12 protein-coding genes are annotated in these 12057 nt (G+C 54.9%); 7 read left to right on the forward strand and 5 right to left on the reverse strand.

What is annotated here, in order from left to right:
- Positions 1–69 precede the first annotated feature (69 nt).
- The 4 genes from THS27_RS04745 to fsa all read right to left on the reverse strand — a co-directional run bounded on the left by THS27_RS04745 (position 70) and on the right by fsa (position 2933).
- Complete coding sequence (locus THS27_RS04745) at positions 70–363, reverse strand: YrhK family protein (protein ID WP_085588391.1); 294 nt, start codon at positions 361–363, stop codon at positions 70–72.
- Positions 364–512: 149 nt separating this feature from the next.
- On the reverse strand, positions 513–1475 hold the full coding sequence (locus THS27_RS04750; RefSeq protein ID WP_085588393.1) for a tyrosine recombinase XerC: 963 nt from the start codon (positions 1473–1475) through the stop codon (positions 513–515).
- Positions 1454–2143 carry a DUF484 family protein gene (locus tag THS27_RS04755; protein ID WP_085588395.1) on the reverse strand — a complete coding sequence of 230 codons (690 nt, stop codon included), beginning with the start codon at positions 2141–2143 and terminating at the stop codon, positions 1454–1456. The genes THS27_RS04750 and THS27_RS04755 overlap by 22 nt, the downstream gene beginning before the upstream one ends.
- 133 nt (positions 2144–2276) lie before the next feature.
- The gene (gene fsa / locus THS27_RS04760) at positions 2277–2933 is read right to left on the reverse strand and encodes a fructose-6-phosphate aldolase (RefSeq protein WP_085588397.1); all 657 of its coding nucleotides are present in this window, start codon (positions 2931–2933) and stop codon (positions 2277–2279) included.
- A gap of 135 nt (positions 2934–3068) precedes the next feature.
- On the opposite strand from fsa, the gene THS27_RS04765 reads away from it, so the two are divergent.
- Entirely contained in the window at positions 3069–5282 is a 2214-nt protein-coding gene (locus THS27_RS04765; protein WP_085588399.1) for a primosomal protein N', read from the forward strand.
- 48 nt (positions 5283–5330) lie between these two features.
- Here THS27_RS04765 and THS27_RS04770 read toward each other — a convergent pair whose 3' ends face one another.
- Complete coding sequence (locus tag THS27_RS04770; RefSeq protein ID WP_085588401.1) at positions 5331–6137, reverse strand: ABC transporter substrate-binding protein; 807 nt, start codon at positions 6135–6137, stop codon at positions 5331–5333.
- 87 nt (positions 6138–6224) lie between these two features.
- Here THS27_RS04770 and THS27_RS04775 point away from each other — a divergent pair, with 87 nt between their 5' ends.
- From THS27_RS04775 to atpC, 6 genes are all read left to right on the forward strand, one after another.
- A complete protein-coding gene (locus THS27_RS04775) occupies positions 6225–6521 on the forward strand; it encodes a nucleotide pyrophosphohydrolase (RefSeq protein ID WP_085588403.1) in 297 nt (98 codons plus the stop codon).
- A gap of 586 nt (positions 6522–7107) precedes the next feature.
- The gene (locus THS27_RS04780; RefSeq protein ID WP_085588404.1) at positions 7108–7665 is read left to right on the forward strand and encodes a F0F1 ATP synthase subunit delta; all 558 of its coding nucleotides are present in this window, start codon (positions 7108–7110) and stop codon (positions 7663–7665) included.
- A complete protein-coding gene (gene atpA / locus THS27_RS04785) occupies positions 7665–9197 on the forward strand; it encodes a F0F1 ATP synthase subunit alpha (protein WP_085588406.1) in 1533 nt (510 codons plus the stop codon). Before THS27_RS04780 ends, atpA begins: the two co-directional genes overlap by 1 nt.
- Positions 9198–9229: 32 nt before the next feature.
- Positions 9230–10126 (forward strand): F0F1 ATP synthase subunit gamma, encoded by an 897-nt coding sequence (locus THS27_RS04790; RefSeq protein ID WP_085588408.1) that lies wholly within the window; start codon positions 9230–9232, stop codon positions 10124–10126.
- 51 nt (positions 10127–10177) lie between these two features.
- Positions 10178–11596 (forward strand): F0F1 ATP synthase subunit beta, encoded by a 1419-nt coding sequence (gene atpD / locus THS27_RS04795; RefSeq protein WP_085588410.1) that lies wholly within the window; start codon positions 10178–10180, stop codon positions 11594–11596.
- Positions 11597–11637: 41 nt separating this feature from the next.
- Positions 11638–12042 carry an ATP synthase F1 subunit epsilon gene (gene atpC, locus THS27_RS04800; RefSeq protein WP_085588412.1) on the forward strand — a complete coding sequence of 135 codons (405 nt, stop codon included), beginning with the start codon at positions 11638–11640 and terminating at the stop codon, positions 12040–12042.
- The last annotated feature ends 15 nt before the right edge of the window (positions 12043–12057 follow it).

The raw sequence follows: 12057 nt of genomic DNA on the forward strand, positions 1-12057 counted from the left end.
GTAATGGCAAAATGCTGCCTGATGAAAAGCAAATTTTCCGGGATTAATCAATGGCGGAGAAATACCGCGTTATCCCTGATAACCGGGGCTGGCATCGGCTTCATCCGGTTCATTGCGTGACAGGGCGGCAAGGTGCAGTTCACGCAGCATACGAACACTGGGGCGCAGGGCAAAAAAGATACTGCCAATTAAAAACAGCCAGGTGCCAGCTTCCATCAGGGACTGGTAAAAGAAAAAGATACTGCCAACGATAAAGGCAATGGCAGCCAACAGATCAACGCCGGAATAAATCAGTTCATACATGCTGTAAACTTCGCGGTGGCGTTGGGTCTGGTCGAACCGGCGGGTACGAAACAGTTTCACGGTGGAGACTCCTGTTCAGGGAATGCGCATGGCAATGCAACGCTTTAGCCCCCGGAATGTTTCGTCAAACTGTTGATTTTATGGCATTTGCAAGGTGAAGGCATGAAGTTGCCCGGCGCGGGGTGGTCATTTTATGGTCACAGCAAAGTTTACGCGCGCGGATGCGTCCCTTTGTAAACGGCCATTAAACGTTCGCTGTCGACCGAGGTATAGCGCTGGGTGGTGGACAGTGAAACATGGCCAAGCAGTTGCTGAATGGTACGTAAATCGCCGCCTCCGGCCAAAAGGTGGGTGGCAAAGCTGTGGCGCATGGCGTGCGGTGTTGCCGTTTCGGGCAGGTTAAGTAACGCGCGGATCCGGCGCATTTCGCGCTGGGCCACCTGGGCGATCAGGCGCTTGCCCCGTGCCCCTAAAAATAGCGGGTCTTTTCCCGATGGCGCATAGGGGCAGGCCGCGATGTAATCGTCAATCGCCTCAATCACCACTGGCAAAACCGGCACCAGCCGTTGTTTGTTGCCCTTGCCGGTAATAACAAGTGACGTGCCTTGCGGGCGCTGATCGGCATTAAGGGTCAGCGCCTCGGCGATACGCAGGCCGCAACCATATAGTAGGGTGAACAGGGCAAGGTTGCGTTTGGCAAGCCAGGGTTCATCCTGAAAGGCCCCGGCATTGTCGATAACGGCCAGGGCATCGTCGGGTGACAGGGGTTTGGGTATTGATTGCGGCAGGCGCGGATTGCGAATGGTGGTGATGGCGGCATTTTGCCCGCGCCCCGTGCGGTCGAGAAAACGGTAAAAATTGCGCAATGTCGACAAGGCGCGCGCGGTGGATGATTTTGCCATATTGGCATTGTTACGATGGGCCAGCCAACTGCGAAAGTCGCGCGGGGTTAGTGCCAGAAGCGTTGCCATATCGGGTGCGCCACCGCGATGCTGGTCGACAAATGCCAGAAAGGCATAAAGATCGACCAGATAGTTTTCGGTCGTGTGGTCAGATGCACGCCGTTCACTGCGTAACCATTGCAGCCAGTTATCAACCGCTTTGCGGGTATCAACCGGCAGCGACAGGGCGGTTAATGCGCTGGACGGGGTTATGCCGGGTTTGTCAGCCATCGCCGCACACCAAATTCAATTACCGACGACAGGAACATGATCAGATCATTGCCCTGGGCGGGGCTGAAATAACCGGGTTCAGCAACACCAAAGGCCACCAGCCCGACCGGGTCGCCATAAAACGGGGCCAGACGCACAAGGGCGGCTGAATTGACGATATCGGCCTTGGGGCCAAAAATGGCTTCGTCGCCCGCATGTTCGGGTACAAGCCAGACATCGTGGTCCTCGCCCAGAACCTGATCAACCGCACCGTGGGTAAGGCGGCGAACCCGGCCGCCACAACGCGGAATCGGGTTTTCGGGATGTTCTTCAAAACAAATCGCGATGCAGTCCAGATCCAGCAGGTCGGGGACCAGATCCTGCAGGGCTTCGACAAAGGTGTCAAAACCACGGGCATTCAGCAGGGCCAGAACGGCACGGTGAATGCGCTGCTGGGTTTCAAGGTTGGATTTGGAAATATTGATCAGTTCGCTGGTGGCGCCGCGCAACCGGTCGCTTTCGGCGCGCAGGCGTTCGACAACATATTGCTGCATGTCGGCAACGCCCGAACCATGATGGCGCACCGGCATTTCCAGGCTGTCGAGAAGTTCGTGGCGATGTTTGAAAAAATCTGGGTTGTCCGCAAGATATTTTGCGATGTCTTCGGCATGCAAAGCAGTTTGTTCCATTGGTCCCGGCAATCTTGTTGTCATATAAAAAACCCGGCTGCCAGAATGAAGGCAACCGGGTTAAATGCTGATTAAGGGCAGCGTAAAAACGCTATCCTTTTTACAGGTCAGTTCTTTGCAGGGCTAAAAAGCCTTAAAGAATCGATTGACCGGTTTTCTGCCAATCGGCCAGGAAGGTTTCCAGGCCTTTTTCGGTCAGCGGGTGTTTGAACAACTGACCCAGAACCTGCGGCGGAATGGTGACGACGTCTGCACCCAGACGGGCCGAATCGACAACATGCTGCGGGCCGCGTGCGGATGCGACCAGGACTTCAGTTTCCCAGTTCGGGTAGTTGTTGTAAACTTCAACAATATCAGCAATCAGCTGCATGCCATCGCTGGAGATATCGTCAAGGCGGCCAACAAACGGCGAAACAAAGGTTGCACCGGCTTTGGCAGCCAGAATGGCCTGACCAACCGAGAAGCAAAGTGTGACGTTGGTTTTGATGCCTTCGTCGGTAAAGGTACGGCAGGCTTTAAGCCCGTCCGGGGTCAGCGGCAATTTGACGACGACATTATCGGCAATCGCAGCCAGCTTGCGGCCTTCCGCGACCATGGTGTCATAATCGGTGGCGGCAACTTCGGCGCTAACCGGGCCGTCTACGACGTCGCAGATTTCCTTGATCAGGTCGATAAACGGGCGGCCAGCCTTGGCAACCAGCGACGGATTGGTGGTGACGCCGTCTACCAGGCCAGATTTGGCAAGTTCACGGATGGCGTCGATGTCGGCGGTGTCGATGAAGAACTTCATTGTAATTCCTGCTGATGAAGACCGTTGTTCGATTACGCAGATTACTGCTATTGGCTGTGGGACCGTTTCGCGCCGGGTAACCGTACCGCGAACGGTTCGGATCACGCCAGCCTATCGTGACGGGGTTTATAATATATGTGCGCCGCAAAGGCCATAACGGGAAATCTGTTTGAACGACGCACTGTGTCGGTGCTGCCCCCTCTGCCATTGGCGGGGCCGTATGACTATGTGGTTCCCGAAGGCCTGGACATTGAGCCAGGTGATTTTGTCGAAATTCCGTTGGGACGTCAAACCCAGCGTGGTGTTGTGTGGGGCGAGGCCAAAGGCGATGTTGACCCGGCCAAGCTGCGAGAAATTTATGGCGTGCTGCCGGTGCCGCCAATGGGCGCTGTTGCGCGCAAATTTATTGACTGGGTTTCGGCCTATACCCTAAGCCCGCAAGGGGCTGTTTTGCGCATGGGCATGAGTGTAAGCGATGCTCTTGACGCACCAAAGCCTGTTTTTCGCTTTGGTTTGGCGCGGGGTATTACCGAGTCGGACCATAATGTGCGTATTACGCCGGCGCGAAAACGCATTTTAGGCTTTTTGCGCGATCATCCCTTTATCGATCAGGCCGATATCCTGCGTGAAACCGGAACCGGGGCCAGTGTTTTAAAAGGTCTGGTCGATGCCGGGCTGGTAAAGCGCGAGCAAGTGGCACCACCGTCGCCCTTTAGTCCGCCGGATTTAACAATCGGTCGACCCCACCTTTCCGATGATCAGGAAAAGGCCGCTGACTTTTTATGCGAAAAGGTCGCAGCAAACCGGTTTTCAACCATTCTGATTGATGGTGTTACCGGTTCGGGCAAGACGGAAGTTTATTTTGAAGCAGTGCGGGCAGCCCTGGCATCGGGGCAGCAGGTAATGGTGCTGCTGCCTGAAATTGCCCTGTCAGCGCAATGGTTACAGCGTTTTCGCGTCCGGTTTGGTGTGGAACCGGCCTTGTGGCATTCGGAAGTCGGGCAGGCGCGCCGGCGCGAAACCTGGCGCGCCGTGGCTGATGGTGGCGCGCAACTGGTTGTCGGCGCGCGTTCCGCCCTGTTTTTACCCTATAAAAACCTTGGGCTGATCGTGGTTGATGAAGAACACGAACATGCCTTTAAGCAGGAAGATGGCGTAATTTACCACGCCCGCGATATGGCGGTGGCACGTGGGCATTTGGGCGGGTTCCCGGTTGTTCTGGCATCGGCGACACCTTCGCTCGAAACGTTGGCCAATGTCGATGCGGGCCGCTACGAACGGGTGGTGTTGGGGCAACGCCACGGGGTGGCCGTTTTGCCCAGCGTGGAAATTGTCGATATCCGGGTGGATAAACCCGAACGCCAACGCTGGATTACGCCGACCCTGCATAAGCGACTGCTCGAAACATTTGCTGCTGGTGAACAGGCAATGTTGTTTCTGAACCGTCGTGGGTATGCTCCGCTTACATTGTGCCGGGCCTGCGGGCACCGGTTTCAATGCCCCAATTGCACCGCGTGGCTGGTGGAACATCGGGCATGGGGTAAATTGCAATGTCATCATTGTGGTTATAACGCCAAAATCCCCGATACCTGCCCGGCCTGCGGTGCCGAGGAAAAACTTGCTCCTTGTGGCCCTGGCGTGGAACGGCTGTATGAAGAAGCCATCCAGACGTTTCCTGACTTGAAAATAGAAGTCGCCACATCTGATAATATTGCCGGACCAAAGGCCGCCGCCGCATTGGTGGACCGGGTGCATAACCACGAGGTGGATTTGCTGATCGGAACGCAAATTCTGGCCAAGGGGTATCATTTTCCCATGCTGACGCTGGTGGGCGTGATTGATGCGGACCTTGGATTGGCCGGGGGGGATTTGCGCGCAGCAGAACGCAGTTATCAGTTGCTTACACAGGTGGCAGGGCGCGCCGGGCGCGGCGAGCGCCCCGGTACGGTTTTGTTGCAAACGGCAGACCCCACCAACCGCGTGATCAAGGCGATTGCGGCGGGGGACCGCGATGCGTTTGACCAGGTCGAGCTTTCTGAACGCATGAAATACGGTATGCCGCCGCATGGCAGGCTGGCCGCCCTGATTATATCGGGGAAAAAGGAAAACGAGGTTGATGAAGCCGCCTGGCGCATTGGCCGTGTGGCCCCGCGCGGGGATGGTATTGTCGTATTGGGGCCTGCCCCGGCCCCGCTTTCGTTATTGCGTGGGCGGTTTCGGCGGCGGTTTTTGTTGCGGACTGATAAATCGGTAAAGGTGCAGGCCGTGATACAGGAATGGCTGGCAAGGGTCAAAACGCCCGGCAGTGTCCGCGTGCAGATTGATATTGACCCTTATAGCTTTATGTAGTGGCCCGTTCCGACCCGGCAGGTCTGGGAGGGGCGGCATGTTTAGCTGTTATTGGGAATAATGCCTGTTGGGATCGTTTAGCGGGCCAAGATAATTTTCGATAATGGCGGCGATGGTGCCATCGTGCTGCAATTTACGAATGATGGCGTCATAGCGTTTTTGAAAATCCTGTTTGCCGCCATAGGTGGATGCTTTGGACCACACATTATAATAGGCGGCCTGGCGAATGGGCGGATATAAAAACACCAGCTTGTCGGCAATGCCTTCTTCGCGGGCCTCGTAAAGCGACGTCATGTAATTAAGCGGGACAGTATCAAACCTGCCGCGCAATAACATGGGGATCAGCAGGTTGTTTTTGGCAACGGTTTCTATATTCAGGCCGCTGTTCCAAAAGGCCGGGGTATAGGAAAACCCCGCGGCAGCCCCGATATGCAGGTTGGCCAGATCGTTAAAGTCATTAAATGAAATGCGGTTGCGATCTTCTTTGCGAATAGCAAAGCGCCAGTCCAGCAACAGGTGGGCTTCGTTCGGGTAATACAGAAATTCCTGGCGTTCGGTGGATTGGGACAGGGACAGGACAATGTCGCTTTCGCCAACGCGGGCATTATAAAGCAGGCGGTTACCACTGGGGACCAGACGAAATTCAAATTCGGTAATGTGCATTTCGGCAAGAACCGCTTTCATGATGTCGATATCAATTCCGCGAATTTTCCCGTTATCCTGCCATTTCAGCGGTGCTTCACTAAGGCCTTCGATAATCAGGGGACGGGCCATGCCCCGGAATGGCAATAGCACAATCAGCCCGATTAACAGGCCGAAGACGATGCGACAGACAGAATGCCTGCCTTGTGCCATTTGGTCCTCCAGTTTGGTGGTTACCCCTTTTGCATAAGTTTATATGATTGCAGATTATTCGCATAACAATTTACGTAAGGATGGAACATGCCAACAGAAAATCAGGCCAGTATTTGCCGCTGGGCAGATGATACGTTTGGTCCCGTTGCCGACCCGGTTGCACTGGTAGACCGGGCGATGATGGAAATGCAGGAACTGCGCGAAGCGGTTGAAGCCGGTGACATCGCCGAGATTGGCAAGGAAAGTGCCGATGTGATGATTTTGCTGTACCGGCTGGCAGAACAGTTTGACCAAAACCTGAATGAACAGACCGATGCCAAGATGGTCATTAATCGGGGGCGCGTGTGGCGCGCCAAGGGCGACGGAACCGGATCGCACATCTGATCAACCGGTTTGCATGTGCCCGGAGGCGCTGTGAAGAAGAGCAGGACTGTTTGAGCCTTGTCGAAACTCTTTGCCCGGGGCTTGTTGGCTGGATCGCGATGGCGGGTTCGATATGAACTGGTTTGTCGGGCCGGGACGGGCAACAGGACGGCCAGGCGACATTGCGTTTACCAGGATAAAAAAGAATCGACCAATAGTGACATGTGGGCGGTTTTGTTTTCTCCTCTGGGTTGGGTTGCTTGTGTGCTGGTTCACAGTTGCGTCACGGTTGATCAGATGCGATGGCTTAATTTTGCCTGAATCTTCAAGATTCGCGGTGTTTTTACCATTAGACATGTAAAAAAGGGCCGTTTCCATAGGGGCAGGCAAGCCGGGCTAAGGCGCAAAAAGCCGCGATTTTTCAAGGATGATGCCCATAGAGTGCCGCGAGTTGCCAAACTCGTCACAATTGCGGTTGCGCGGGGGTTGCTCCTTACTGGGACATGTGCTACCAAACGCTCGCTTCCCGAAGGGCCATCTCTTCGGGGGATCATTTTTTTATATGTATCCGAGTCGTTCTCATAACCAGAATTGAGGGCTTTCACCGGTGTCCCAAAATACTGCCGCGACCGGGCTGCAAGGACGTTATGCTACTGCACTGTTTGAGTTGGCCAATTCGGCTGACCAGCTTGATGTGGTTAAAGGCGATCTTGAATTGCTCGACCAGGCCATCGTCGAAAGCGATGATCTGCGTAATGTGCTCCGTAGTCCCGTGATTTCCCGGGACGTGCAGGCCAATGCTATGGCAGCCATTCTTGATAAACTCGGGGCTTCCGAGTTGACCAAGAAGACGGTTGGCCTTCTGTGTCAGAAACGGCGCCTGTTCGTCCTGCCGGGCGTAATCAAAGCCTACCTTTCCATGCTCTCCGCGCATCGTGGGGAAGTAACCGCACAGGTGACTTCTGCTACCGCGTTGAAGGACGAGCAGATCGAAGCCGTAACCGGCGCTCTTAAGGAAGTAGTCGGTGCCACTGTCAAGGTGGACCTGAATGTCGATCCGGCGGTTCTTGGCGGCCTTGTCGTCAAGGTCGGTTCCCGGGTTTTTGATGCCTCGCTTCGTACCAAATTGCAGAAGCTCGAGCTCGCTATGAAAGGGGTTGCGTGATGGAAATCCGCGCCGCGGAGATCTCCGCTATTCTCAAGGATCAGATTGCCAATTTTGGCGCTGAAGCCGAAGTGGCCGAAGTCGGTCAGGTTCTTTCTGTTGGTGACGGTATTGCCCGTGTTCACGGCCTTGACAATGTTCAGGCTGGTGAGCTGGTAGACTTCCCCGGCGGGATTAAGGGCATGGCCCTGAACCTTGAAGAAGACAATGTCGGTATCGTTATTTTCGGTTCTGACCGCACGATTAAAGAAGGCGACCAGGTAAAGCGTACCGGTTCCATCGTTGACGTGCCGGTTGGCAAGGAACTGCTGGGGCGCGTTGTTGACGCACTTGGCAATCCGATTGATGGCAAGGGCGAAATCAAAACGACCCAGCGTCGTCTTGCCGACGTCAAGGCACCGGGCATTATCCCGCGTAAATCGGTTCACGAACCTGTCCAGACCGGCATCAAGTCAATTGACTCGCTGATCCCGATCGGGCGTGGCCAGCGCGAGCTGATCATTGGTGACCGTCAGACCGGTAAAACCGCGATCATCGTCGATACCATTCTGAACCAGAAGCCGGTCAACGATGCCGCTGCTTCAGACAGCGACAAGATGTTCTGCATCTATGTTGCTATCGGTCAGAAACGTTCGACCGTTGCCCAGGTTGTTAAAACCCTGGAAGAACGTGGCGCGATGGAAAACACCATCATTGTTGCCGCGACCGCTTCCGATCCGGCACCGATGCAGTTCCTGGCTCCGTTTGTTGCTTGCGCCATGGGCGAATATTTCCGCGACAACGGCATGCATGCCACCATCTTTTATGATGACTTGACCAAACAGGCTGTTGCCTATCGTCAGATGTCCTTGCTGCTTCGCCGTCCGCCGGGACGTGAAGCATTCCCGGGCGACGTTTTCTATCTGCACTCCCGCTTGCTGGAACGTGCGGCGAAAATGAATGACGAAAACGGTGCTGGTTCCCTGACCGCTTTGCCGGTTATTGAAACCCAGGGTAACGACGTGTCGGCCTTTATTCCGACCAACGTTATCTCGATCACCGATGGTCAGATCTTCCTTGAAACCGACCTGTTCTATAAGGGCGTACGCCCGGCTGTGAACGTTGGTCTGTCGGTTTCACGTGTGGGGTCTTCAGCCCAGATCAAGGCAATGAAACAGGTTGCCGGTTCGATCAAGCTGGAACTTGCCCAGTACCGTGAAATGGAATCTTTTGCCCAGTTTGCATCGGATCTTGATCCGGCAACCCAGAAGCTTCTGGCACGTGGTGCGCGTCTGACCGAGCTGCTCAAGCAGCCGCAATATTCGCCGCTGAAGGTCGAAGAACAGGTTGTCGTGATTTATGCCGGTGTTAAGGGCTATCTCGACGGCATCGCCATCCCGAAAATCCGCGCTTTTGAAGAACAGCTTCTTTCCGAAGTCGGTTCGGCTGGCGCAGATATTCTTGATGCGATCCGCAACGAGAAAGTTCTGTCGGCTGATACCGAAGCTAAACTGAAAGCGTTCCTCGACAAGTTCGCGAAAACCTTCGCGTAAAAGTCTGAACTTTAGGCGAAGGAGGAAACGCAATGGCTAGTTTGAAGGACTTGCGCTCGCGCATTGCCAGCGTCAAATCGACGAAGAAAATTACTTCGGCGATGAAGATGGTGGCCGCGTCCAAGCTCCGTCGCTCGCAGGATGCTGCCGAGGCAGCCCGTCCCTATGCTGATCGCATGGGGACGATGCTGGGTCGGCTTGCAGCTGCGGTTGGTAGCTCGCAAGGGGCGCCGAAACTGATGGCCGGGACCGGCAAAAACGACGTGCATTTGCTTGTTGTTTTTACGGCTGATCGCGGTTTGTGCGGTGGTTTCAACGCTTCTATTGTCAAGGCTGCGCGTCTCAAGATCAGGGCGCTGAAAGCCGAAGGCAAGACAGTTAAAATCATTTGTGTTGGTCGTAAGGCGGCAGATGCCCTCAAACGCGAACACGGCGATGCGATTGTTGCGCGCTATACCGGTATCGAAGGCAAGAAGGGGATTAACTTCTCCGAGGCGACTTCGGTAGCTGACAAAATTCTGGAAATGTTCGAAGCAGGTGAATTCGACGTTTGCACGATGTTTTACAACAAATTCGTGTCGGCGATTTCACAGATTGTTACCGAACAGCAGCTGGTTCCCTTTGCAGCGGAAGCTGCCAAAGACGAACCGGAAACTGCCGGAACCGGTGCTTCTGCGGTTTACGAATATGAACCGTCGGAAGAAGCCATCCTGGCTGATTTGCTGCCGCGTAATGTCGGCGTCCAGATTTTCGGGGCGATGCTGGAAAGCAGTGCTTCCGAGCACGGTGCGCGAATGTCCGCTATGGATAACGCAACCCGCAATGCCGGCGATATGATCGACCGACTGAGCATTCAGTATAACCGCTCACGTCAGGCCCAGATCACCAACGAACTGATTGAAATCATTTCCGGCGCCGAGGCTTTGTAAGCGGGTCGCAGGAACTAACGGATAGATTTGTCCGAGCAGGAGACAATACCTATGGCGAACAAGAAGGCGGGGAAAATTTCCCAGGTAATGGGCGCCGTCGTCGACGTTAAATTCGACGGCGAACTGCCGCCCATTCTGAACGCGCTGACAGTTGACAACAACGGGCAGCGTCTGGTTCTCGAAGTTGCACAGCATCTTGGTGAAAGTGCAGTCCGTACGATTGCTATGGACACCACCGAAGGTCTGCGTCGCGGTCAGGAAGTCATCGATACCGGTGATGCGATCCTGGTTCCGGTCGGACCGGAAACACTTGGTCGTATCCTTAACGTCATCGGCGAGCCGGTTGACGAACGTGGTCCGGTCAATGCCAAGATGAAACTGCCGATCCACCGCGAAGCACCGTCTTTCGTGGATCAGTCGACCGAAACCGAAATCCTTGTTACGGGCATCAAGGTCATCGACCTGATTGCGCCGTACACCAAGGGTGGTAAAATTGGTTTGTTCGGTGGTGCGGGCGTGGGTAAAACCGTTCTCATCATGGAACTGATCAACAACGTGGCCAAAGGCCATGGCGGTTATTCGGTTTTTGCCGGCGTGGGTGAACGTACCCGTGAAGGCAACGATTTGTATCACGAAATGATGGACTCGGGCGTTATCAACCTCGAAGGGTCGTCAAAAGCCGCACTTGTGTACGGCCAGATGAACGAGCCCCCCGGAGCCCGTGCCCGTGTTGCTCTGACCGGTCTGACCCTCGCGGAATATTTCCGTGATGAAGAAGGCCAGGACGTGCTGTTCTTCGTCGATAACATTTTCCGTTTCACCCAGGCGGGTTCGGAAGTGTCGGCATTGCTCGGTCGTATTCCGTCAGCTGTGGGCTATCAGCCGACGCTGGCAACCGACATGGGTGCCCTTCAGGAACGTATTACCTCGACCAAAAAAGGTTCTATTACCTCGGTCCAGGCCATTTACGTCCCTGCCGATGACTTGACTGACCCGGCGCCTGCAACATCGTTTGCTCACCTTGATGCGACCACCACGCTGAACCGTCAGATTGCCGAACTTGGCATCTACCCGGCTGTGGACCCGCTTGACTCCACCTCGCGTGCGCTTGATCCGGGTGTTGTTGGTGACTTGCACTATAAAACGGCCCGTGAAGTGCAGCGTGTTTTGCAGACCTACAAAGGTCTTCAGGACATCATCGCAATTCTCGGCATGGACGAACTGTCGGAAGAAGACAAACTGGTTGTGGCCCGTGCCCGTAAGATCCAGCGTTTCCTTTCCCAGCCGTTCCACGTTGCAGAAGTGTTTACCGGTACGCCGGGCGTGTTCGTTCAGCTTGAAGACACCCTCAAGGCATTCGCCGCTATCTGCGCTGGTGAATATGACCATCTGCCTGAACAGGCATTCTACATGGTCGGCACCATCGAAGAAGCTATCGAAAAAGCCAAGAAGATGGCCGAAGCTGCCTAAGGCGGTTTCGGTCCCCCTCCGGGTAAGGAGCGAGGACTGTCATGACTGATACGACTGTACTGGAACTTGTTTCACCGTCTGCCCTGCTCAAATCCGAGCCGGTCGAGATGGTTGTTGTTCCGGGCACGGAAGGGAACTTTGGTGTGCTGCCCAAGCATGCACCGCTGATCTCGACCATTCGTCCGGGCGTCATTGACATCTACAAAGGTGGCAAGGTTTCGGAACGCATTTTTGTGGCTGGCGGTGTAGCAGAGGTTAACCCCGAGCGTTGCACCATTCTGGCCGAAGAAGCGATTTCGGTGGCCGACATCAAAGCTGACGCTGCCCAGACCCGTCTGGAAGCTGCGAAGGCCGCATTTGATGCTGCAAAATCGCATCACGAGAAGGCAAATGCCGAACGTGAAGTCGAAATTGCTGCCGCGCAGATTGCTGCTTTGACCAACTGATCTGACAGCAATGTC

This window comes from Thalassospira sp. MCCC 1A01428 (assembly GCF_002115825.1).
Classification (GTDB): Bacteria; Pseudomonadota; Alphaproteobacteria; order Rhodospirillales; family Thalassospiraceae; genus Thalassospira.

Excerpts from the sequence above, each read along its gene's own strand:
- THS27_RS04765 (WP_085588399.1), top strand. The coding sequence starts at position 3,069 with ATGTGCGCCGCAAAGGCCATAACGGGAAATCTGTTTGAACGACGCACT.
- atpC (WP_085588412.1), top strand. The coding sequence starts at position 11,638 with ATGACTGATACGACTGTACTGGAACTTGTTTCACCGTCTGCCCTGCTC.
- THS27_RS04770 (WP_085588401.1), bottom strand. The coding sequence starts at position 6,137 with ATGGCACAAGGCAGGCATTCTGTCTGTCGCATCGTCTTCGGCCTGTTA.
- THS27_RS04755 (WP_085588395.1), bottom strand. The coding sequence starts at position 2,143 with ATGGAACAAACTGCTTTGCATGCCGAAGACATCGCAAAATATCTTGCG.
- atpD (WP_085588410.1), top strand. The coding sequence starts at position 10,178 with ATGGCGAACAAGAAGGCGGGGAAAATTTCCCAGGTAATGGGCGCCGTC.
- THS27_RS04750 (WP_085588393.1), bottom strand. The coding sequence starts at position 1,475 with ATGGCTGACAAACCCGGCATAACCCCGTCCAGCGCATTAACCGCCCTG.
- fsa (WP_085588397.1), bottom strand. The coding sequence starts at position 2,933 with ATGAAGTTCTTCATCGACACCGCCGACATCGACGCCATCCGTGAACTT.
- THS27_RS04775 (WP_085588403.1), top strand. The coding sequence starts at position 6,225 with ATGCCAACAGAAAATCAGGCCAGTATTTGCCGCTGGGCAGATGATACG.
- THS27_RS04790 (WP_085588408.1), top strand. The coding sequence starts at position 9,230 with ATGGCTAGTTTGAAGGACTTGCGCTCGCGCATTGCCAGCGTCAAATCG.
- atpA (WP_085588406.1), top strand. The coding sequence starts at position 7,665 with ATGGAAATCCGCGCCGCGGAGATCTCCGCTATTCTCAAGGATCAGATT.